General features: G+C 40.6%; 21 protein-coding genes. 7 read left to right on the forward strand and 14 right to left on the reverse strand.

From position 1 onward, the window contains the following. Positions 1-55: 55 nt before the first annotated feature. From FEM55_RS00365 to FEM55_RS00380, 4 genes are all read right to left on the reverse strand, one after another. On the reverse strand, positions 56-484 hold the full coding sequence (locus FEM55_RS00365) for a hypothetical protein (RefSeq protein WP_138279350.1): 429 nt from the start codon (positions 482-484) through the stop codon (positions 56-58). Between the two features lie 120 nt (positions 485-604). Then, on the reverse strand, positions 605-1,084 hold the full coding sequence (locus FEM55_RS00370; RefSeq protein WP_138279351.1) for a hypothetical protein: 480 nt from the start codon (positions 1,082-1,084) through the stop codon (positions 605-607). Between the two features lie 133 nt (positions 1,085-1,217). Further along, positions 1,218-1,535, reverse strand: a complete 318-nt coding sequence (locus FEM55_RS00375) for a hypothetical protein (RefSeq protein ID WP_138279352.1) — start codon at positions 1,533-1,535, stop codon at positions 1,218-1,220. A 182-nt stretch (positions 1,536-1,717) separates the two neighbouring features. After that, positions 1,718-2,026, reverse strand: coding sequence for a hypothetical protein (locus FEM55_RS00380; RefSeq protein ID WP_138279353.1), 309 nt, complete (start codon positions 2,024-2,026; stop codon positions 1,718-1,720). Positions 2,027-2,117: 91 nt separating this feature from the next. Between FEM55_RS00380 and FEM55_RS00385 the strand changes: the two genes are divergently transcribed. Then, the gene (locus FEM55_RS00385; RefSeq protein ID WP_138279354.1) at positions 2,118-2,297 is read left to right on the forward strand and encodes a hypothetical protein; all 180 of its coding nucleotides are present in this window, start codon (positions 2,118-2,120) and stop codon (positions 2,295-2,297) included. Between the two features lie 256 nt (positions 2,298-2,553). On the opposite strand, the gene FEM55_RS00390 is transcribed toward FEM55_RS00385, so the two are convergent. After that, positions 2,554-3,015: a DUF1493 family protein gene (locus FEM55_RS00390; protein WP_138279355.1), complete on the reverse strand. Its 462-nt coding sequence runs from the start codon at positions 3,013-3,015 to the stop codon at positions 2,554-2,556. A 108-nt stretch (positions 3,016-3,123) separates the two neighbouring features. Next, positions 3,124-4,125, reverse strand: coding sequence for a replication initiation protein (locus FEM55_RS00395; RefSeq protein WP_138279356.1), 1,002 nt, complete (start codon positions 4,123-4,125; stop codon positions 3,124-3,126). Positions 4,126-4,675: 550 nt separating this feature from the next. On the opposite strand from FEM55_RS00395, the gene FEM55_RS00400 reads away from it, so the two are divergent. The 4 genes from FEM55_RS00400 to mobV all read left to right on the forward strand — a co-directional run bounded on the left by FEM55_RS00400 (position 4,676) and on the right by mobV (position 7,490). After that, positions 4,676-5,212: a hypothetical protein gene (locus tag FEM55_RS00400; RefSeq protein WP_138279357.1), complete on the forward strand. Its 537-nt coding sequence runs from the start codon at positions 4,676-4,678 to the stop codon at positions 5,210-5,212. Between the two features lie 55 nt (positions 5,213-5,267). Further along, positions 5,268-5,516: an AbrB/MazE/SpoVT family DNA-binding domain-containing protein gene (locus FEM55_RS00405; RefSeq protein WP_138279358.1), complete on the forward strand. Its 249-nt coding sequence runs from the start codon at positions 5,268-5,270 to the stop codon at positions 5,514-5,516. Next, positions 5,504-5,830: a type II toxin-antitoxin system PemK/MazF family toxin gene (locus FEM55_RS00410; protein WP_229209029.1), complete on the forward strand. Its 327-nt coding sequence runs from the start codon at positions 5,504-5,506 to the stop codon at positions 5,828-5,830. The genes FEM55_RS00405 and FEM55_RS00410 overlap by 13 nt, the downstream gene beginning before the upstream one ends. A gap of 145 nt (positions 5,831-5,975) precedes the next feature. Beyond that, positions 5,976-7,490 (forward strand): MobV family relaxase, encoded by a 1,515-nt coding sequence (mobV, locus tag FEM55_RS00415; protein ID WP_138279359.1) that lies wholly within the window; start codon positions 5,976-5,978, stop codon positions 7,488-7,490. 2 nt (positions 7,491-7,492) lie between these two features. Here mobV and FEM55_RS00420 read toward each other — a convergent pair whose 3' ends face one another. Both FEM55_RS00420 and FEM55_RS00425 read right to left on the reverse strand, forming a co-directional pair. Beyond that, positions 7,493-7,951, reverse strand: coding sequence for a hypothetical protein (locus FEM55_RS00420; protein ID WP_138279360.1), 459 nt, complete (start codon positions 7,949-7,951; stop codon positions 7,493-7,495). Between the two features lie 134 nt (positions 7,952-8,085). Further along, positions 8,086-8,862 carry an IS5 family transposase gene (locus tag FEM55_RS00425; protein WP_138279361.1) on the reverse strand — a complete coding sequence of 259 codons (777 nt, stop codon included), beginning with the start codon at positions 8,860-8,862 and terminating at the stop codon, positions 8,086-8,088. A gap of 365 nt (positions 8,863-9,227) precedes the next feature. On the opposite strand from FEM55_RS00425, the gene FEM55_RS24805 reads away from it, so the two are divergent. Next, entirely contained in the window at positions 9,228-10,547 is a 1,320-nt protein-coding gene (locus FEM55_RS24805) for a hypothetical protein (protein WP_161597100.1), read from the forward strand. 406 nt (positions 10,548-10,953) lie between these two features. Here FEM55_RS24805 and FEM55_RS00435 read toward each other — a convergent pair whose 3' ends face one another. After that, entirely contained in the window at positions 10,954-11,178 is a 225-nt protein-coding gene (locus FEM55_RS00435; protein ID WP_138279362.1) for a hypothetical protein, read from the reverse strand. 445 nt (positions 11,179-11,623) lie between these two features. On the opposite strand from FEM55_RS00435, the gene FEM55_RS00440 reads away from it, so the two are divergent. Further along, positions 11,624-11,839, forward strand: coding sequence for a RagB/SusD family nutrient uptake outer membrane protein (locus tag FEM55_RS00440; protein ID WP_201747730.1), 216 nt, complete (start codon positions 11,624-11,626; stop codon positions 11,837-11,839). Positions 11,840-12,023: 184 nt separating this feature from the next. On the opposite strand, the gene FEM55_RS00445 is transcribed toward FEM55_RS00440, so the two are convergent. The 5 genes from FEM55_RS00445 to FEM55_RS00465 all read right to left on the reverse strand — a co-directional run bounded on the left by FEM55_RS00445 (position 12,024) and on the right by FEM55_RS00465 (position 21,763). Then, on the reverse strand, positions 12,024-14,450 hold the full coding sequence (locus FEM55_RS00445; protein ID WP_229209030.1) for a bifunctional YncE family protein/alkaline phosphatase family protein: 2,427 nt from the start codon (positions 14,448-14,450) through the stop codon (positions 12,024-12,026). Between the two features lie 106 nt (positions 14,451-14,556). After that, complete coding sequence (locus FEM55_RS00450; protein ID WP_171036423.1) at positions 14,557-16,548, reverse strand: TonB-dependent receptor plug domain-containing protein; 1,992 nt, start codon at positions 16,546-16,548, stop codon at positions 14,557-14,559. A 293-nt stretch (positions 16,549-16,841) separates the two neighbouring features. Continuing rightward, positions 16,842-18,626 carry a cytochrome-c peroxidase gene (locus FEM55_RS00455; protein ID WP_138279365.1) on the reverse strand — a complete coding sequence of 595 codons (1,785 nt, stop codon included), beginning with the start codon at positions 18,624-18,626 and terminating at the stop codon, positions 16,842-16,844. Positions 18,627-18,691: 65 nt separating this feature from the next. Then, positions 18,692-20,002, reverse strand: coding sequence for a hypothetical protein (locus tag FEM55_RS00460; RefSeq protein WP_201747803.1), 1,311 nt, complete (start codon positions 20,000-20,002; stop codon positions 18,692-18,694). Positions 20,003-21,028: 1,026 nt separating this feature from the next. Further along, the gene (locus FEM55_RS00465; RefSeq protein WP_138279366.1) at positions 21,029-21,763 is read right to left on the reverse strand and encodes a GAF domain-containing protein; all 735 of its coding nucleotides are present in this window, start codon (positions 21,761-21,763) and stop codon (positions 21,029-21,031) included. Between the last annotated feature and the right edge of the window lie 3 nt (positions 21,764-21,766).

A 21,766-nucleotide genomic window follows, 5' to 3' on the forward strand; every position in this document is an offset into this window, starting at 1 on the left:
ATTCAAAAATCCCGAAATTGCGCTCCATTGGGGATCGGTCAGTCTAACATACTGTTTAGTCAAGTCTTGAATGTTTGGTCACTGCAAAGATGGTACGATCCCCTTTCTTCCCAAATCCCAAACACGTTCTAAGCCTACCGTAGTCCTTTGCATCAATGCTCGGCGGTCTACTCCATACATCTTGTTCTTTTTTTATAGAAGAAAACTCTCTAGTAATCAACTTATTATAATCATCTATTGCAAATTTTCTTATTCGGTAGAAGTGAAAAAGTTCATATTGATTAGTTTGGACATCGTGATTTAAGAAGAATGATACAAGTTCGTTATTCAATTGTACTTGAACTATCTTTCTAAGATGCTTTTTTAAAACGTACTCAGACGCATCTTTATCTTCTTCTAAACTTCGGTATTCATGAATTCTATTATATAATTCGTCAATCGAAATTCCACTGAAACACTGCTTAAAAAGATCAATTTTATCCATTTTTGGGTAAATTAAAGAAAGGAAGAAAAACCGTCACGACTTTAATGGAGCAAAGGTAACGAATGGCAAAAAACCGGAGAGTATTTGTTGGTAATTGAGCAGTGAGAATCAAAAGGTGTACTATCCAAAGTACACCTTTTGATTGCAGTCGCATTCCGGTTCAATCATCTGCCCCAGATCGACTTTCTTATCAATGATCTGGTAGTTACAATCGCATAAATCGTCCAAATCATTAGCTACGTCGCAAGCATAGGTTTGCTTACACACTTCGTCCATTAGTCCTGGACATAAATCCTCGACGTCGCCCAGGTACTCCAGATTGTTACCTTTTGTTAAACAGTCCTTTTCATTGATCCTGGCATAGGTATACTTCTTTTTGTATTTAAATAACCCATACGGAAAGGTAAAGTGGCTTACATCGATCATGTGTTGTCCTTCCGGAGCTTCGGAACCTGTCAAATTAAATGCTCTCGTGCAATGTCTATCAGCATGCAGGCAATCCTGCATGATAACCCAAATGTGTGGGGTGATTTCTCCATTCCTAGTGGCACGATACACATCGCCTTTTCTAAATTCCGTAGTTCGTCTACGTGTTCCCATATATGAACTTTTAAAGTTTGAACTGTATAAAATTACAAAATTAGTAGCATTATTCCGATAAAGTCATTGGATTTGATTACTTGTATATTACATAAACTACAAAAAAGGGGAGCTTTCAAAGCTCCCCTTTTTACTAATTGCCGTCCCGATGAGTAATCCGGGCCGAGCGTTTTGGTTTCCACTCTTCGACAGTGACGACCATTAACTGTACAGGCTCTTCTTCTGTAATGGTTGAATGGATCCAATGAACATCCTTGATAACATGCGTCGCCTTTCTCTTTACCAGCCCAGAAAAATAGGCATAATCATCATCTTCCTCTTTTAGAAAGCTAATTTTATCACCTATTTTAAAGTTGGGATGAAACGAATAGGTTGCTCTTGGGTACGAAAACGGTGTTTTAGGATCCGTTTCGTCTATAATAGCCACTTCCACTTTTGTAATGTGATCCATTAGTATAATAGTCTATGTTAGAAAAATACAATTAACTTATTATTCCTGATAAAATAAAGGCAGGACAAAACCCAGAAGTGGTTCCTGAAGTTTGTATAACGGATTTTATGTTAAACAACAAAACACAGAACAAGGGGGTAACTAGGCTTTTGGCGAAGTTCTTGATTTTGTACAAGGTTTCGTTACTTTTCCATTTGTTCCAAATAAGAGGTTGCATTTAGAAGCTGCAACTCTTGCCATTGTTGTTGTTTTAGACGGTTTTTTTTATCGCTACTAATCGCATTAAATTCCATGAGTTCTGAAATTTGCCATTTTATTACCATTGCAATTTCACGGTAACTAAAACCATTTTTAAAATTTGACCTTTCCTGTCTGTGCTGATAGAATAAGAGATGGCGTGCCTCGATCTCATTTGTTAGTAATGCTATAAATTGCTCACAATGAAGTCGTCGAAGTTTTATATAAGGCGTCTCTGTCAAACTTAAATCCATTTTCTTATAAGCTATTTTGTTTAATTTCTGAAAGTTGCTGGAATGGTTTTTGTGAAAATCATAGACTTGAAATTCATCAAATTAGTATTTAATGGAAGAGAACTTATCGGATTTCGACAATAATTGTTCCAACTCTGAAAAACCTTTAAAGTTTGAGCAACTAATAAAACAAGAGCAAGAAATTATTCAGAAAAGGAACAATTGGGAATTTAAACTTGAAGCATCAATAAAACAGCTGTATCAATTGAAAAAAGTCGGGGTGCTTGATTAATGTATTACTAAATGTCCTTTTTCTGAGACCGACGCTAACCACAATTTGACTACGTAAAATGGCTCAAAAAGTGTATCAACTCGTTGTCTCACAAATCAAAGTATCACTTGGATAATTGTCCTGAGTTAGTGAAACACCGATTTAATTTTCCCATTTTGTTCCAGATCGGCACTCTTCTCGTATATAGCTATTTTAGGATTGTTCCTTGAAATTGTTTGTCAATGTTTGGGTACTGAATATTCTTCTAATTCCAGGATTAGTTACTCCTATTCATTAGTTTGAACCTAGCATCTGCTCTTAGACAATATTTTCTTGTTAAATACCATGTTAGCATATCACCAAAGGTCATATCTAGTGTTTGACGTTGCCAGGAAGAAATTAGCTTTACCTTAAATAAATTAATTTTCCCAAAAGTTAAAATACATATAATCAACATTATAACTAATATGGGTAAAGTTAATAATGTTAATAGAGGGCTGGTTATTTCACCCTCGGAGAGAAAATGTTTTGAATAATCAAAATCCGCATAGTCTAATTCGTACTTACTAACAAACTTATCAAGAAGGTCATAATTGTCATCTCCTGCACAACCTAAATCATCTTCAATTTTAGTATTTAAAGAAGATACGTTGCTGCCGACTTCATATTCAATAAAGGTTTTTACTTCAATATATGCCTGCCGTAAACTTTTAAAATCCACATAGATAGTATTTTCCATTTTTGACTTAGGTTGTAAATGAGCAAATCTGCTATTGATCAAATGAATATAGAAAATACTAGAACATCTTAGTTTACTTTTTCTTCTTAATTAGCCATCCTTTTCCCTTTAGCTGTGTATTTGCATTGCAGCTTTACCAACCCGTACCCAAACTGCATTACAGTATTTAGCTTTATCCTGGATTTCGTTTCCTTTTAACTGCCATTCATAAAGTAGCTTGTTTGCTCCCTCCATCCCAATTATTTTTGCATACCGAATGATATTAGTATCTGTCACCATCCAAGCACGTAGCCGTAGAAGCACGTTTTTATGCGCGTCAGAGAATTCAAACCAACTTTCTGGCACATCCTTCATTGCAACCTTTTTGAGTCGAAATTCGAGGGCAATAACAGGCTTTCTACCACGGGCATGAGTGTTAGAGTCTTGGATAGTTTTAAAAGTGAAAGCTAAATCTGTACTATCAAGCTCTTCAAGGGGTTCAGAAAGAGTCTTTTTTATTAAGTCGGTTGTATCAGGATACTTTCCATCACAATCCATAAGTTTTCTAAATTCTGAAATAGGCACTACCCATACTCCTGTATCTTTAAAAGCTGCCAGTAATTCGAACATTCGAAGACTATACCAACTTGAAAAATGCATATAATGCTTTAACTCGTATGTTGTGTAATGAGCAATTTCTATGAAGTATGGCTTCAAAATAGGATTAAGAACAACAGTAATGGTGCCATTTTCATATTTACAATTTATGTCAGATGTATTAAGTAAATGCCTTACTTCAAACCTTTTTTTATCAATATCCTCTAACAACCAATGAAGCTTAGCAAGCTCAACGAATGCATTTTTGATTTTTGTGTAAGAATCAGTGTCAGTATTAGGAACAACAGATGAAACATGCATTTGATAATAAGGCCGCAAATCAGAATCATCATCCTTTATCATAGCCATGACATTAGCCATAATTCTCTTAGCATAAACAGAAACCTTCTTTTGTCGAGCAAAAGTTATATTCCAATGCTGCTTGGCGTACTTTTTGACATCATTTTCATTGTAAATAATAGGCAACGTCATTTGCGCAATACCTCTTTTATCTTTCACTTTAACCTTCTTCATAGGTCATAATAAAGCTTTTACATTAAGGGAAGTGCAAATATAGATAATAAACAGACTTGTAAAAGCATAAATCTGATAAATCTGACTAGAAGTTTGTCTATTTCATAATAAATAACAGACTTATAAAAATGTTAGTTGGTTTATTCCTGACCAAAAGTCTGTTTATTATAGGCGTATCCTGACCAAAAGTCTGTTTATTCCTGACCAAAAGTCTGTTTATTCAAGAAGTACCTATAGTATAACTAATATTGTTTTACTACTATATAGTTTGTCGCCCGTTTTTGAGTTTTTGGAATATAGAAATTTGATTTTCTGCCCACTTGTTCGGCTTGCGTCGCTGCGCGCACGCTTAAAAATCTTTGAGAGGGCGTTAGCATTAATTTTTTTAAAAACGCAAACAAACAAAACTCATCAGGAAGAAGAAAAGAGTATTGCGCCGAAAACTAAATATTTAGTTAATCGCTTTTTTGCTTTATGGATGGTATAATCTTAATTTTAACACGTTATCATATGATAACAAAAAGTGTTATCAAAACTAAAAAGTGTTAACATGAGTGATTTTATAAGCTTGGCAGAAGCAGCATCTCGTACAGGTAAATCCGAGATGACTATCCGAAGACTTACAAAAAAAGATGGCTCAAAAAGGCATGTGAGCCATAGAAATGGTGTAATTTTAATCAGAGCGGAGTTTGTAAACAGTATTTATCCATTCTTAGATAATCATGTTAACATTGATAACAAAAATGTTAGCTATGTTAACAAATCTGTAAGTGTTCATCAGGTTGAAAGTGAAGATTTTAAAAATAACCGGATAGCAATTTTAGAGACGAAAGTAGAAGGTCAAGCTGCATTATTGGAAAGCAAGCAACATTATATCACATTTTTAGAAAAACAATTTCAAGAGTATAAGGATGAAAAGCAAAAGGAATTAGATCGTCTTCATGAACGATGGAGCCAAGAGCAAGAAATATTTAAGCGCGATCAACATTTAAATGCCGGAAAGTATATGATTCAGCAGAATCAAGAACTACCAGAATCAATAGATAACGAAGAAAAGAAGTCATTATGGAAACGCATATTTAAATAATGTTATAACATATTTTCGTAATTTTGAGATATTATTTTATTAGTGTTATAACATTATGAAAACAAATATTATCAATATTGGGAATAGTCAAGGGATAATTATCCCTTCGATGCTATTACGTAAGTTAAATTTGTCTTTTAAGTCGAGTGTTCAGTTGGAAGTTGAAAATGGTTCTATTGTTATTAAACCAGCTTCTCGACAAGGTTGGGCAGAAGCAGCACTGGAAATGCACGCTGCTGGAGATGATAAACCCTTATTGGAAGACAATATGACTGATTTTGACAAGGAGGAATGGACATGGTAAAACAGTATGAAGTATACTGGATTTCACTAGATCCGACACAAGGCAGTGAAATTGCCAAGACCCGGCCATGTGTTGTTGTCAGTCCTGATGATCTGAATCGTTCTTTACGGACAGTTGTTATAATACCAATTACGTCGACTATAAAAAAATATCCGTGGCGTGTAGATTGTATCATTCAAAACAAAAATGGATCCATTGCAGCGGATCAGATCCGTGTAGTAGACAAGACCAGGTTGGGTTCTAAAATCGGTAGTTTATCTGCAACAGAGATAAAAGAATTGAAGCAGGTATTACAAGAAATGTTGGTTGATTAGGAAGTTTTGTCGGCGGTCGTTTAATTTGAAAAATTAAAGGTGGACTCACTCCACCAGTGAAAAACCTTTACCCCTTTGGGCCGGTTATTTCACTGGCTGCGTTTCGGCGGGGAAACCCCGCACCCCCAACTTACCCCAGACAGCTATGGCCTATGCAATCCTGAGAGTAACCAAGATGAACAGTATGGGAAGTATAGGCGGCAAAGACTCGCATGAGCTGCGCCAACGGGAAACCCTAAACGCAGATCCGGATCGGGCAAGCCTGAACCGGCAGGTGATCGGCACCGTAGCCATTAATGATGTCAAGGAGAGACTAGGTAGCACCGGTGTTCCGATCCGGAAAGATTCAGTGCTTGCCATTGATGTATTTGCCACGGCCAGTCCGGAGTTTTTCACACGGAACCATCCGGATGATATCCGCTGTAAGAAATTTCAAAGAAGCCTGGTTGATTTCCTGTACAAGGAGTTTGGTAAGGATAATGTTGTCAGCTTACGTGCGCACCATGATGAGACCAGCCCGCACTGGCATGCTACCATTGTACCCATAAGGGAAAAGACGATCAAGGTAGGCCGGCAGGTTAAAACCGAGCGGACAGAAAACCGTCTTTGCGCCAAAGACTGGCTGGGCGGTGACCGGTATACGTTGAGTAAACTGCAAACCCGGTTTGCCAATGAGATGAAACACCTGGGGCTTGAAAGAGGCATACAGGGTAGCCAGGCCAAGCATGTTGCCGTCAAACAGTTTTACACCTTAGCCCAGGAAGCCGTAGCAAAAGCAGAGAGTATACAGCAGCACTTCCCACGGATCAATCCAGAGCAGTATGTTGAGAAAGTAGAGAAGCCGGGGTTTTTTGAAGGGACAGAATCCTTTGCCAGGAAATCAGTCACGAATGCGATCAACCAGCTTTCTACGGATATCGAGAAAGTAAACCTGAGCATTAAGCAGGCCAGGCAAAATGAATTAAATAAAACAGCTGTACCTGCTATTGATGCACTGGTACAAAAAAGCGGCACAAGGCAGAGCCAGGCAGAAAAAGCACTCTTAGCACTAGGTTACCGACTTGATCAGCATGGCGGGCTAGTGAACATAGAGGAAGAGCGAAAAAACGCGCTCAGAGGCGCGATCCTGCATGTGCTGTCGAATTGTACGTCTGAGCAATTATTTCGTCAGGAGCTTATCAAAAAAGGCATTAAACCCACATTTTCAGAAGATGACCAGGAAGTGGTTGGCAAGAACCGGTACAAAGTATTCCTTTTTCATGATGGGAAAGGGAAACCGATCTCATCCAGAGAGCTTGGGGCTGAGTTTATGGCCAGCAGTGTAGTTGGAAAAATAGAAGAGAATGTACAAGCCGAAAAGGACCGGGAAGCTATTGAAAAGTGTAAAAAGGCTTATGAAATTACCATAGCAAGCACTTTTGCGCAACATCACGGCAATGTTAAAGAGGTCTCAAAATATCTGAAAAGCTTAAAGCCTGGTGAGATTGAAGTGATTTGCAGGAGGCTCGGCCAAGAGCATGGTGCAGCCGGGATAGCGTATATTCAAAACCGACTGCAAGCCGATATTAATAAAAATGAATTTGAGTTAACAGCTGATCGAAATAGACTTCAGAAGGAAGGATATGATATTGGGAGAAAGCTAGGTAATCTAAAATTATGATATTAAGGAAGCCCCATACTTCTTAAATGAGCATAGTCCCCAAACTGATTTCGTGCTATTTCTGAATCGTAATCGTAAAAGGAAAAGGTTTTATTTTCATTTAAAAATCCATCAAACAAAGGACTGGCTGTAAATTGACTACCTATTTGGTTAGGTAATATTTTATAACCTGATAAACCGATAAAACTTAAATTTTCGTGTGCTTTTTCTTCTGTAAAGCACATATTATAACCTGTTTTAAAGCGTGATTTTATTGGTGGATAACCGAAACCATCAATTTGGCTGTTTAAAAAGAATTGCTCATATATAAGTATTGAGGTTTTATATAAATAGTTTTTATTAGATGGTACCACTTTTGAAAATTCTGTTAATAAGAAGTCATGAATTATCCTCCTTTTAATATTTTCCTCTGTCGTTAATTCTGCAATATCATGAATGTCGTGTATTTGAGACAGCCTCATACTTTTTTTGTTCTTGTAAACAATTACAAAAAAACACTCTCCTGGTTTACATCCAGTTTCGTATATAGCATTTGAAATAGAACTAGATACATATAATACTGATTCGTTTGGCCTATTAAGAGCTTGTTTAGGAATTATGTTTGGAGAGGCGGTTTAATTCGTTGTAACATCAGTTGAATATTTGCCAGAAGTATCCAGGCGACAGAAGAAGAAACGGTATATTCATAATCCTTCACGATTCTTCGGAAAAAATTCGTCCAAGCAATGGTACGTTCAACAACCCACCTCTTTGCAACAGGAACAAAACCCTTTGCCGATTCTGGACGAGATGCCTTCTCAAATTCGATCCCGAACTCCTGCATTTTACGGGCAAAAACACCATTATATGCCTGATCTCCATAAATTTTTTGAAGACGTTGATTTTGACAAAGAATGTCAGCAGAAAGATATAACGCAGCGGGACCATCATGTTCATTACCGGCATGAACATGGACAGACCATATTCTTCCATCAGTGTCAACTAACAACTGTCGTTTTCGTCCATTCACTTTTTTGTTTGCATCCGTACCACGGTTTTCAAAAATCATCGGAGATAATTTAACGCTCTGGCTATCAATGCACAAAGATGATGGATGCTCGTTCTTGTTTTCTCTTTTCCTATCAACTTGATTGAGAAGACAATTGATCTCAGCAAAAAGATTTTGCTTCTTCCATCGGCTGAAATACCAGTACACCGACTGCCATTTTGGAAAACACTCAGGGAGATTCCTCCATTGGCAGCCCGTTCGGACAACATACAAAAGGGCGTCCATAATCGATCTTAATTCGTATTTCCTTTTTCTTTTTAAATTCAAAAATCCCGAAATTGCGCTCCATTGGGGATCGGTCAGTCTAACATACTGTTTAGTCAAGTCTTGAATGTTTGGTCACTGCAAAGATGGTACGATCCCCTTTCTTCCCAAATCCCAAACACGTTCTTAACTTTTTCGTTTATATATTTAGATGATTCAGTATCTGGTTGTTCTCGCCAGTCATCAGAAGGGCATCGCTCGCATTCAGGTCCACATTGCGGGACCATCATAATCGACTATTATTAAAATCGCTCATCAAATGCTAATTATTTATTCAATTTGCTGGTAGCTGATGTTTTTAAAATAACGCGCTATTAATTTCGTTTAGAAAATACTCAGGAGGGTGCTCTTTTGGAATTTATGATTTAAGGTGACATCTCCTTGTAAGTCAGTCGCAAATCACTTCCACTACTCATTTTAGCAAAATGAAAAATCTCCTGCCCTTTTTCCTGATTATTGTGTTGGGCTGTAAAGATGAATTAGACCTTGATCCTTACAACGGCGACATTGGTTCGATAGTTAAAGAAATTAACATTGATGGCGTTCGTGATGAAAACATTAAACGCTTCAATAATCAGATTTTTGTGAAATTGCCAGTGGACTATCCGTATGGTAATTTGATTCGGCCCAAAATTCAATTGAATAACCAATTCCATGTTGCCACGGATCTTAGCCAGGGATTACCATTTGAAGCACAATCTGTGGAAATTGTTGTTGAAAGTGATACCTATGGTGCATCTAATTTCTATATCCATGTCTCGCCGTCAGTACCTCTCGAATTTACCGGAAATCCCAAAAACATTGAGGTAAAGATAGAACCAAATGCATATGCCGAAATATATATGAATAATCTTGGCACTTACCCGTTCTCAAATGATTCCGGAATGCTTTTCCAGGATATACCTGTTAATTTAAGAAATACGATTAGCGGTCAGATTACCAGAACCTCCGGCTTGATTTTGCCAGATACAAACGGAGTAAAAAGACTAGCAATCGCTATACCTTTGAATTCGACAGTCGGAAATTATACACCAATTGTTCAGGTAGGAGAAAGACAGGCTGAATTTCCTTCCATCCTTAAAATTACTTATGGAAAGCTAGGATTGTTCCCATCAGATTGGAAAGCGTCTGTTGCTAATGCGTCACTCGTAGTTACAGGTTACAACATATTACCAAATAATAATTACGAATTGGAAATTTTCAACGACTTTATGCCTGCAAGAAGCATTCAACTAAAAAGGATTGATGATAATAGTCTGAGTGCCGCAGTTCCTACCGATTTGCCGTTTGGTGATTACAGTGCAAAAATCCTGGTTAACTCCAAAGAATATGAAATAACTGAAATCCTGAACCCCAGGCATTTCAACCTTCATTTTCTTGCTTCTTCATCGCAACCATACATCCAGTCCCTATCGCAGTCAAACTTGCTTAATAATAATGCATGCAGCTACTACAAAGAAACCAAGATAATAGCGAGGGACCAAGATATATTGGCAAACATCCAGTTAGAGCCTAATGCCGAAGATATTAAACTAAAATTGATCAATCGTAAAACAAAAGAAGAGCATTTGCTGACCAGTTTACCCGGCAGAATCCATGCTTCCTGCTTCAATCAATTTTATTTACGGTTTTCTATTACAAAAGAAGTTACTGATGGTACCTATGAAGTTTACGTTATTGTAACAAATCATGATACAACTATGCAAACCAGTGAAGCCTTCGGTGAAATTGTATCTATCCAGTAAGTAATGAGAATGCTCAAGCTAATGCAACAATTGTTAGTTAGCATAAGTTTTTTAAACATAGTGCCATGCGTGTGTTATTGAAAATGCGTAATCAAGTATTTGGAAATTATATGTATTCCCTGTGACCGCGACGCTAATTTCAATCGCACTGGCGACCCGGCCTATAATCGCTCCCAAGTGGGGAGAATAGGGTGGATGGCATCGAAGAGGTAATTGTATCCTTGTATGCCAAACGAATGAGCGTTACTAACATTGAAGACCAGATCAGGGATGTTTACAACTTTGAGGTTTCTACATCAACGATCAGTCCTATAATAGCCTCTGACAATTATTTTTACCTTATTTCTCGTCTCAGTTGTCAATATCTTTTCGTATACCATTAATTTCCTTCGATTCACAACCATTTTCAAGCCATCAGGTAAGTAATTTTGTCAACAAGGGTGTACAGTATATTTTCGGCATGCTCAGACTGTGCCAAAGAAAAGTATTCTGCACCTGAAAAAAAGTGGTCATTAACGTACGCCTTCGCTTTGGACAATGAAGTGAAGTATTTTTCGTTGATCGAAACTAGTTCAGAAGCAGTATAAGGATGGGCACGCTGTTCGATAAAGGCCAGGTCTCCACTGGGCACATTGTTGGAGATACAGTGGTCATAAACGGCAAAAAATAGCCGTTAGATTCAGCTTTTGTATGAACTCCGGTACAGTCAGGGAACAAATTGAAGGCTTTTTTCATGTTTAATCAAATAAGAATACTGAATCACTACCAGAAACCTTCTTTATATTGTGATTAAAAGCACTTCAATAAAAATTTCAATTGATGTCAGAAAGAATACAAAGTTAACAAACCATTAATAATCTTAAAATAAGAAATTAGTTTTTACTTACCTGTACATGGGTACAGGCATATCATCAAGCGATTGGCCATAAAGTCGATAGTAGATATCCTGTTAAGTGTTCCTGTATTGATCAATACTGAAGTACTCCCTACTTTTCAGACCATCAGTTGATCATTGATAATTAAATTCAAGCTGCATTCAGGTAAAGATTTACTGGTTTTTTACGTCCGATACCTTGATGTTTTGTGGAGTTATAACGTTTGACAAACGATGGTTTGATTTGCTGCGTTTTTTCACAACTCAGGAACTTGTAACCTATTTCAAAAGCAAGGATCAGGCCAGCTTTGGCCTTGCCAAGCTATCCAATTTCGGTCCAAAGGACAGGTACTACCCCATTCCTTTTGACGAGTACAAACTGGATCCTGAAAAAATGTATCAGAACGAAGGTTATTAAGCTTAAAACAAGAAAAAAAGGCTGTCTGGAGATCTTGTTCCGGACAGCCTTTTTTGTATCAGGGCTTTGAATTATGTCGTTTTTATTGGTTATGGTTACCAATTTCAGTACCGTAGCATTAACGTACAGGAAAGAATTAAAACAATCAGAAGCCGGGACATGTTCAGGATATAATCAGCATTGATTAATCTTCGTCAGATTCTTCTTCCTCGTCGTCATCTCCTCCTTTTGCAAGTTTCACAAAGGCGCCCCTGCGAGGAGCAGGCATTATGCTCTTTTCACCACGAACTGTTTGCCATACGATCCGGCTGAAAATCAGGTCGTCAATGGCGTCGGGCACAGAAAGATCAAACTGATCCGATTGGCGCGAATTGGAATTAATAGCTACGTTTTTCTGGGTGAGGTCCACGCCTGCTTCTTTGGATGTAAAACCTGCCGGATTGGCTGTATTGTTAAAACACCTCCACATCGGCGTAGCTGCGGCATCATACTGGCTCATGGGTTTTATGCCCAGGATCAGCTCCATGGTACGTAGCATGCCCGAGGTCGAATACATGGTATGGTCTACAAAGCCTCTCTTTACAAAACCTCCTGCTACAAAAGCAATGGAGCGGTGTGCATCCACATGGTCCGGGCCATTTTGGGCATCGTCTTCCAGGATAAACACAGCCGATTCATTCCAGACCTTGCTTTTGGAAAGATGTTCAACAAAACGTCCGACTGCAAGGTCATTATCTGCCACTGCTGCAAAGGGCGTCGGTTTGCCTACGCTGGCACCAGAAGTATGATCATTTCCAAAGCGAAGCGTATTTAATCTTGGAAGCTTGTCGCCTGCAACCAGCTCATCAAAGTCTTTTTCCCAAGCTGCTTCACGGTCAATATCCATATAGCCCAGATTGTAGCCTTTGAAAGTTGGGCAATAGTTTCCTTCCAGTGTTTTGATGTTTGCTTTTCCTTCGTCGGCAAACCAGCCGTAGCTCCTGAAAGTGACACCCGCCCGCAAGGCATGGTCCCAGATGAATCCATCCCGCGGATGCGCAATTTCCTTGCTGCCTTCATAATCGTAGGTGCCGCCCCGACCGCCATAACTTGTCACCCAGTTTTTTTCCACATAATCATTGGCATAAGCCGCCGATGACCAGTTATGCCCGTCAGCACTTACTTCGGCATCGACATAAAAGTTATCAAGCAATACAAACTCGCAGGCCAGTGCGTGCTGGTTGGGCGTCACCTTTTCCGGAAATAAACAAAGTGCAGCGTCACCATTCCCCTCTTTCATATCCCCCAAAACCTGATCGTAAGTCCGGTTTTCTTTGATAATATAAAAAACATACTTGATTGGCGACTTGTCTCCTACTTTCATCGGAATCGGATTTCCAGCTTCCCCTTCCGCATTCAATTCCTTGTTTTTAGTATACGGTGTATTGGTATAAACGACACGTGAATAAGCGGAAAGTGCTTCAGCCGAGGGCGCGTCAATGATCGACAAAGTGCCTTTAAACAAGCCTCCGATATACTGCTCCCGACCTGTGTAAGCCTGCGGGTTAGGCCCTATTTGCTGCGGAACTTTTAACAGATTGGGGTTTGGACCTTTGGGATTGGCCTTGGAAGAAAACCCTTTTCCATTGGTAACAAAAATTTTTGAGCCGATCGTTTTCACTGCGGTCGGGTACCACCCGGTCGGTATGAACCCAATGGAGTGACTGCGTCCTTTCGTTTCTACGTCAAATACGGCAAGGCAGTTATTGTCTGCATTGGCGATGTAAAGTGTTTTCTCATCCTCGCTCAGCGCGAGCCCGTTCGGAGTAGTTCCGACAGGTGCATCCGGAAAAAGAGACGTGGTCAAAGTTTCCGAAATTTGGCGTCTGGAAAGGTCAATAAGCGCCACCGTGTTGTCATTGCCATTGGCAACATACAGGTATTTACCATCTTTGGTTAAAAGCAGATCGTTGGGATTCTTGTTGGTAGCAATTTCAGCAGTAATTTTTTGCGTTTCTGTATTTACGATTACTACCCGCGATCCGCCCCAGAGCGAGACGTAAAGTTCCTTTTTGTCATTGGAAAGCAGACACGTGTAAGCTGCCGCACCAAGATTCAATTTGCCAATCGGCTTTTTGGTTTGAGAATCACAAATGTAAAGTGCGCTGTCTTCTTTGGTTACTACATAAATCCTGTTCTGAGCATCATCAACAGCAATCCCTGTAGGTGAAATTTTAACCGGCCAGGGTTTACCAAGAATAATTGGCTCAGCGGGAACCAGCTGCTGGTCTTCAATTTTGAATAACAGAATCGTATTGTCATTTCCACCTGATGCATAAATTGTTTTTTCATCCTGACTGAATGCCAAACCAAGATAAGACTTGGTGACCCGGGCAGAATCCAGCACCTTTTCCGAAGCTGCATCAATTAAGATGATGCTTTGTGTGCTTTGCCCGTTATTGATAACGGCCAGATATTTCTTCGACGGAGAAACCACCAGATTCAAAGGCAAATCATCCAGGTCCAGACTTCTGCCAACCGGTGTTAGTGACCAGCCATTGGGCAAGCCGATACGCTTAGAAGAAAGTTCTTTAACAATGGCTAACTCCTCACGCTGCTGTGAAGAACCCATATTTTTCTTGCATCCATAGATGAGAACATTGCAAATCAGCAAGCAAAGTCCGAGCTTGAATTTTTTTGTCATGGTGAATTACGGGATATTGTAGAATAAAAAATAATTAAAACTTTCCTGTCAAAGTAAGCCACAGGCTTCGGCCTACGCCATTGATTCCCGACCCGTGCATACGGTAATCCTTGTTTCCCAGATTTTGGGCGACTGCATTTACAGCAATATGTCTTGTTTCAAATCCAGTCATTAAATTCACCACAACCCAGCCCGGCGTGCCGCCTTTGGGAATGCGGTTATCTCCGGTATCTGCTGCTGCCAATCGCGTTTGCTTTTCTGCAAACCAGGTTTCCGGACGCACATACCATTGATTTCGGCGATACTCTAATCCAAATCTACCGTTTAAGGGCGGTATGCGGCGGACCGGCTCATTTTTGGTGACATTTTCTCCAAAATTATAAGCACATGATCCGTAAATTTTCCAGTAACTGCCGAAAGAATGTGCTGCTTCCAGTTCCGCTCCCCGGATATAGGCGCGCTCTACGTTTTCCTTTCGGTATACGTCTATTCCATCTATTTTCTGCCCGGCAACCTGCACACGTGTGATCAGGTTCCGCAGGTTATTCTGAAATAAAGCTGCGGTCATGGCAAAGCCTTCCGACTGGAATTTATAACCTGCTTCAAAGTTGTACGAAGTTTCGGGTTTGAGATCGTAGGCGGGTAATTCATACCGAAAATCAACGATGCCCAGCGTTCCCATATCATCCACATTCGGTGCCCTGAAACCAGAGTGAAAAGATGTATAGAAATTTGACTGGTTATCAAGCAAATAAGAGACTGAAGCGTTGGCTACCAAAGCCTTTGGCTTTACCGACACATCACCCAGTACATTATCCGCCACTTTGATCCGAAAACCGTTAAAACGTCCACCAAATGAAAACCGCCAATCAGAAAGCTTTAATTGATGAAGCGAGTAAATAGCATAGTTCAGGTATTTACTGTTGTCTGGATAAAGTCCGCGGCTTACGGTCGGGCCAGAACCGGCAGCTTGATCAATCCTGTCGCTTTTTACCAGATCATAGTATATTTCAATACCAGAACTTGCTTTCCAGAATTCAGAGACATCGGATTGTATATGAAAGATCAGTCCGGTTGTCTGAACTTTATCGGTTTCGGTCCGCAGACTGTTGCTGCCTTTTCTCTGGCTGAGCCGGCCTTCATTGCTGGTTTGCCATGATCCGGTCAGCGCGATTTCAGATGCCCATTTACTGGATGTTCTGCCATTTATCTTAAAATAACTAAGCGAACGCTTTTGCGGATTAAACTCATTCAAAGCAAAATTTTCCAGTTTATATCTGTAAAAAAGCGGTACATGTTTTTGGAAAACGGATTGATGGGCAAGCGTGAGCGTCCAAGCGTCACTTAATCCAAAAACCAGCTTTGCATCAAAATCCCATTCTTTGTATCCACTTGGAGACTGCTTACCGGTTGTATCCCCGCCTAGCAAATCCCCAAAATTACGGATACTTACTCCGCCGGAGAATGCAGCACGCGGACCGGAGAGCTCCACTCCTGCCCGTAGTGTTTGTTCCATATTTCCGGCCGCAAACCGAGTGACTGCCTTGCCGTGAACAGATGGTTTTTTAGAAAATCCAGGGGTGGAGGTAAGTATTTGAAGCGTTCCGCCCAAGGCATCCGATCCGTATGCAACAGAACCGCCGCCTCTGAGAACTTCAATCTTGTCAATGGTAAAAGGATCGATCGTGTTCAGGTATTGATTAGGGCCATACCGGAAAGTGCTGTTATTCAACCGAATGCCGTCAACAAGAATAAGCGTCTGGTTTCCAGTCAGCCCACGTAAAAATGGCGATCCGGCTCCATGTGTTGTTTTCTGAACAAAAACACCAGCAGATCCCATCAACAACTCAGGCGTGCTTCTTGGTTGGTAGGTTTGCACAGTTCCGGCATTGAGTACCGATACCGAAGCCGGTGTTTCCAACGTCTTCTGCTGCACTCTGCTTGCCGTGACATTTACCTGGTCCAGTAGTTTAGCATAAAGTGAATCAGGCTCCTGGCAAAATCCGGGTAGCGCAGAAAATAACATGAAAAAACAAAAGCAGAATTTCTTCATAGATAACCACCAATAGTAATAAATACAGGCAGGTAAATCTAAGTCTTCTATTCAGTGAAAAGCTTTCCTTAAAATTACCAATTTGTTAAGGTTAATGTCAGTAGAATTTTTTAGTGAATGGTTCTGATGCAGTTATTGAGATTTTTCCGTACAGGACCCAATAGAATGGATCGGTACAAAGGTCATCAATCCAACAATAAACAGAAAAGTGGCCCAAAACAGTAATCTGCGGACAGCCTTTTATGTAGCGCGAAACATGAATGTTCTTAATGGTCTGTCAAGCTTTCCATAAACAGGATAATCAGCTTTACTTCCGGCTTTGTTAACCTGAGTTTATCTGTTGCAAGCGTCTGGTTAGGGACTGGCAGGCCCAGTCCAGCGCCACCGCCTTCATTATAGAATTCCATCACCTGCTGCAAACTCTCATAAGCGCCATTGTGCATATATGGCGCTGTTTTGGAAACATTTCGGAGCGTACTCGTTTTGAAGGCATGCTGCCACTGCGGAAAATGGTTGTGCGCACCTCGGCCGGCGTCCTTGTCAAGCCGGGGATTTTTCCAGTCGGTATTCATTGTCACACCCAATACCTCCGATTCCGTCCGCTGATAGTCTGGTGGAACAGTGCCGTTGAAGAGCGGCACAAAATGACAGGTTCCACAACGTGCTTTTCCCATAAAGAGGTTAAATCCTTTTCTTTCATCCAGTGTGAGTGCCTGCTTGTCGCCACGCATGTACCGGTCAAAAGAAGAATTAAAAGGATTGATAGACCGGACAAACACAGCCAGTGAATTTTGAATATAGGCCGGCGGAACATTTTTTATACCCGGATATGCTTTTCTGAAAAGTTTGATATATTCAGCATCTGAACCGATCAGGCGCGCTATATCCTGCATGGAACCATGCATTTCCTTTTTATTGTGAATGACATCCGCTGCCTGATCTTCGAGCGAAGGGGAACGAAGGTCGTAAAACAAAGCCTGCTGAAATGCAGCATACCGGATCGTCGGCGCATTTCTGGTCATTACTTCATTGGCAAAGCCTTTACTTGTTTTCTGGCCGTCGCTGTATGCAAGCTGCGGCTGATGGCACGACCCGCAACTGGTTTTCCCGTTACCTGAAATCCGGACGTCATAAAAAAGCTTTTGCCCCAATGCAATTCGGTCGGCACTGGCGGCAAACCTGGAATTGGTAAGCAATGCCTCCGCATCGAAGGCACCCGGTTCAAATAAGGTAGCCGCATCTCCCCTGAGCAGCCGCCTGTCGCGGATAAACGGAATAGCCGCCGACTTTTGATAAGCATGAAGGTTCCGGCATATCGGATTGATATAATCAGCGATGAATGTGGCACGGTCCAGTTCATTAAAGCTTTTTGTTTTACTGAGGAACGCAATGGCACTTTCAGTTTGATCATATAGCTTTTTGAAACTCGGTATCATCTCTTCATAGACTTTCAGATACTGTTGAAATGACTGCAGTACCTGCTGACTTTCTTTGACAGCATGGCCCGATGCCGGAGTGTCAAAGCCGGAAATCCCCAGTGTGATCAGCCTGAAAAGTTCGAGGCGCAATGCATCCAGAACATGTGAATCCGTTACCTGAATATCCACCCAGAGTTTTTTGATACGCATCAGATTAACATTCAGTTTACGAACGTGGCGCACGAGCTCGTCTCTTTCAAGCAAATCTGTCGTATAAATCAGTTCTTCTATAACCTGAAGGCCGCCGGGTTCAAAGACGGCATTTTCTTCATCTTCCACTTCATCAAGCGGTGCACCGTTGACGAGCCTGACCGTAGTCGGAAAAAAGTACTCTGTAAAAGCCTCTACCTTTTTGTATTGCATGCGAAGCTTAAGAAATTCCGCTTGCAGCTCTGCCTTGTTTTTCATGGTTCTGACAAAGCCCAGAAACTGCTCATTTCTAAAAATCAATGTACTCAGATCATTATTAAACTGTACATAAAGCACCTCTTTCGGGCTTTGTGCCTTTTTACAACATGGCAGTAAAAAAATCAGAAACAGCAGTATGATGATGGTGCCGGAATGACTTCTCATAGGCTTATAAATAGGAAGGTAAGGCCCTGTCTAGAGCCTTACCTTTTGGTGGTTTTCTGGAAAAATTATTGTTTGATACCCTGAACAATCACGGTTTGCCCCCCTTCCTTGTTGGTCGAAATACCGCTTCCGTCTGCACCCTTGTATTTTTCATCCTGCCAGGTATGCGGATGCAGGTTCACCATGAAGGTTTCCGGGATTCCTACTACGTCAGAAATATCGATCATTGCACCATACTCCCAGGTACTCAGCGAATTATTGCCCACTGAATTGTATTTTGCATTAAAGGCTGCATCCTCACGGCGGTGGTTCATCTGCAGCATGGCTTTACTTTGCTTGGTTGCAAGGTTATACTGCCATATGGTCCCGTCATGATCGTTGTTTTTGTAAAACGAATCCCCGTCCTCCTGAACGTAGACAAAATTCTTTGTCACACAGATATTATCCGGATTAACAATAAAGCTTCCGGGCTTATCCTGACCGTCCATGATGATTTTAAGCTTGCCTTTCAAGGGATTTGATGCGTCAAATTCAAGATGATAAACCCTTCCCCACATGTTCTTGCCTTCCACCGGTGTAACTTTATCGGCCTGACTTACGCCGGTTGCTGTAAAATAGATGTTCCGGCCCAGTCCGTTCCCGCCTTTCAGATAATCAATATCTTCTACCCGGGCAAACTGAACCATTTTTTTATCTACCGTTTGAGCCTGCAGCTCGGTTCCGGTGCTTGTTTTTACATTGTCAAAAGGAATAAATTCAACGTCATAAACCTGTCCTTTTTGCATATCGGTTTCCACACTTTCCTGATTGGTCCTGCGCAAGGCATACAATTTACCATTGTTCAGATCACCGACCACATCCGATACATACAGCACCAGCTGACCATTGGTATCATCTTCTCCGATCACAATCACTGTTTTTCCTGCAAATGCATCTTCAGGTAGCGGAACGGCATTTTCTGCGTTCCATTTTCCAAATGCACTGACTGTACGCGTCTTGTTCTTTTTGTCTGCTGCTCCAAACGGATCAATGGCATGCGTCATTGATTCGGAATTACTTTCACCGGCTGTAAGAAATACCGGCCCGAAACCATGCTCTTGTGGTGTTGCCAAAGTAGCAGAACACAGCCGCCATTGCCCGCCTTCCGCATCCACAATGTACTCGCCTTTTACAGGTTTCAATTCTTTGTCGAGGTAAACCCGGGAAACAGAAAAAAGAATTTCATGATTATTGATCATCACAAACCCTTCTCCGTCAGGATTCCGCATAAATGCTCCGCCATCAGGCTGTGCGCCGTAGATAAAGTCCGGCGAATCCGCAAGCTTGTCATCCGAACTGATCAAAGTGGTAATTTTCAAATCTTCAAATCCGGGCATTGATTTAATCAGTGCTGGGTTTACCGATCGGTTTACCAATTTAGCCGAATCCACGGGCGCATTATTGTGGTCCTCAAGACTGCAGCCTAAGGTCAGCGCGCTTAAAATTAAGGCTGCGCTGCCCGCTTTCTGTATACGGGTAAAATGCATATTCATTGTGAGTAGATTTTTTTACAAAGCTATCGGAACGCTTGTAGCTGTACTTTACCCAAATGTTATGCAATTGTGAATAAAAGATACAAAGCGGCCTGAATGCATATAAGCTACTTTATACAAATCCTTATTTCAGATTACACTTACCTGAAAAGCTTTCTGTCACTGTGAAGTACTTTCTCATCTTCTTTTTTCACAACATCGTAAAGTGGTCACCGATCCTGCCATCCAAAACAAATCCAATTGAGATCAAACCTGTTTCCTTCTACTTTCAGCATTACGGCGCCGCTTATCTCCTTGTTAAAATAAATACATTGCATCATGCGGGTAAGTCTTCTTGTGATGACAATGACATACAATATTGCTCAAAGTGCTGTATTAGCCATTCATTGAACAAACAGGTTGAAATCAGTATAAACAGCCAGTTTTAAAACAGTTGAAGCCAAAAATCCGAGCGCATCAACAGAAGTATTAGAGAGGATAGTAGAGATTCATAGTTCTCCCTGTATCGTTATGTTAAATAGATTTTATTATTCTCTAAGTCTATTTATAACACTAAATTAAATAGGTCTGATTTCCGGATCGCTTGAAGATGGTATCCATATTTTCAAAAAATTGATAATCACATAAGCATAGGTTAAAATTCTGCTTCCTGCGTACCCATATGATTCTTGTCGTCACTCATAGCAAAGGTTATTAACTTAGTTCTTGCATAATAGTACCGGAACCCTGTAAAACTGGCAGGAATATGATCATTACAGATATTTCTTCTTTAATAAAGTTCTCCTAGTATTAGTTGATTTCCATATACAAGGCTATTTCGAAAGATTTTTCATTATTTTTGCATAAAGCAGATCTAAGTTTCCTGCTTTTCTAGGGTCTATTAGCCTGAGACTCCTGCATTCCGGTCTCATTAACGATTTCGCGAATCCGGCTATCCAGAATGTAGGCAGCATTTTCCATCATCAACAGGGTTTCTTTATCTGCAACATAATCATCCAGTTTGATCAGATTGATAATGGCCATAATCGAAGTCAGGGGCTGTCTGATCTGATGCGATTGTATCTGGGCAATTTTGCTGAAAGATTCGTTCTGCCTTTCAATTTCTTCAATGTGCTGCTTTAACAGCAGCTGACCGAGTTCCAGCTCCATGATATAGGTAACCTGTCTGGACAAAATCATCAGCGTTTCCTGCTGCATGCTGGTCAGGTGGTTGGGTTTAAGATCAAAAAGGCAAAGGGTTCCCATCTTTAAACCATTTTTCAAGGTTAAAGGAGCACCGGCATAAAACCGGACCTTAGGCGAATGATGCACCAAAGGATTGTCCTCAAATCGCTTGTCATTGCTGGCATCCGGAACAATAAGCAATCCTTCCTGCTGGATACTGTACTGACAAAATGAAGTTTCTCTGGGCATAGCTTCCTGGTCAACCCCTTTCCTGACTTTAAGCCAGTTCACTTCCTGATCCAGTAAGGTTATCAATGCCACCGGCTTTTCACATAATTGGGATGCAAGGTTTACAATGTCCTGAAGTTCTCTGTTCTTATCAAAACCAAGCTGTAAAAATAACTTTACTGCCTCAACACGTTCCGCTTCTATGTTAATCATTGC

Source organism: Dyadobacter sediminis (assembly GCF_005860765.1).
Lineage (GTDB): Bacteria > Bacteroidota > Bacteroidia > Cytophagales > Spirosomataceae > Dyadobacter > Dyadobacter sediminis.

Coding starts and splice junctions, on each gene's coding strand:
- FEM55_RS00370 (WP_138279351.1), bottom strand. CDS start 1,084: ATGGGAACACGTAGACGAACTACGGAATTTAGAAAAGGCGATGTGTAT.
- mobV (WP_138279359.1), top strand. CDS start 5,976: ATGGCCTATGCAATCCTGAGAGTAACCAAGATGAACAGTATGGGAAGT.
- FEM55_RS00375 (WP_138279352.1), bottom strand. CDS start 1,535: ATGGATCACATTACAAAAGTGGAAGTGGCTATTATAGACGAAACGGAT.
- FEM55_RS00465 (WP_138279366.1), bottom strand. CDS start 21,763: ATGATTAACATAGAAGCGGAACGTGTTGAGGCAGTAAAGTTATTTTTA.
- FEM55_RS00455 (WP_138279365.1), bottom strand. CDS start 18,626: ATGAGAAGTCATTCCGGCACCATCATCATACTGCTGTTTCTGATTTTT.
- FEM55_RS00410 (WP_229209029.1), top strand. CDS start 5,504: ATGGACATGGTAAAACAGTATGAAGTATACTGGATTTCACTAGATCCG.
- FEM55_RS00365 (WP_138279350.1), bottom strand. CDS start 484: ATGGATAAAATTGATCTTTTTAAGCAGTGTTTCAGTGGAATTTCGATT.
- FEM55_RS00400 (WP_138279357.1), top strand. CDS start 4,676: ATGAGTGATTTTATAAGCTTGGCAGAAGCAGCATCTCGTACAGGTAAA.
- FEM55_RS00390 (WP_138279355.1), bottom strand. CDS start 3,015: ATGGAAAATACTATCTATGTGGATTTTAAAAGTTTACGGCAGGCATAT.
- FEM55_RS00460 (WP_201747803.1), bottom strand. CDS start 20,002: ATGCCCGGATTTGAAGATTTGAAAATTACCACTTTGATCAGTTCGGAT.
- FEM55_RS00385 (WP_138279354.1), top strand. CDS start 2,118: ATGGAAGAGAACTTATCGGATTTCGACAATAATTGTTCCAACTCTGAA.
- FEM55_RS00380 (WP_138279353.1), bottom strand. CDS start 2,026: ATGGATTTAAGTTTGACAGAGACGCCTTATATAAAACTTCGACGACTT.
- FEM55_RS00405 (WP_138279358.1), top strand. CDS start 5,268: ATGAAAACAAATATTATCAATATTGGGAATAGTCAAGGGATAATTATC.
- FEM55_RS00440 (WP_201747730.1), top strand. CDS start 11,624: ATGTTTTGTGGAGTTATAACGTTTGACAAACGATGGTTTGATTTGCTG.
- FEM55_RS00395 (WP_138279356.1), bottom strand. CDS start 4,125: ATGAAGAAGGTTAAAGTGAAAGATAAAAGAGGTATTGCGCAAATGACG.
- FEM55_RS00445 (WP_229209030.1), bottom strand. CDS start 14,450: ATGGGTTCTTCACAGCAGCGTGAGGAGTTAGCCATTGTTAAAGAACTT.
- FEM55_RS00450 (WP_171036423.1), bottom strand. CDS start 16,548: ATGTTATTTTCTGCGCTACCCGGATTTTGCCAGGAGCCTGATTCACTT.
- FEM55_RS00420 (WP_138279360.1), bottom strand. CDS start 7,951: ATGAGGCTGTCTCAAATACACGACATTCATGATATTGCAGAATTAACG.
- FEM55_RS24805 (WP_161597100.1), top strand. CDS start 9,228: ATGAAAAATCTCCTGCCCTTTTTCCTGATTATTGTGTTGGGCTGTAAA.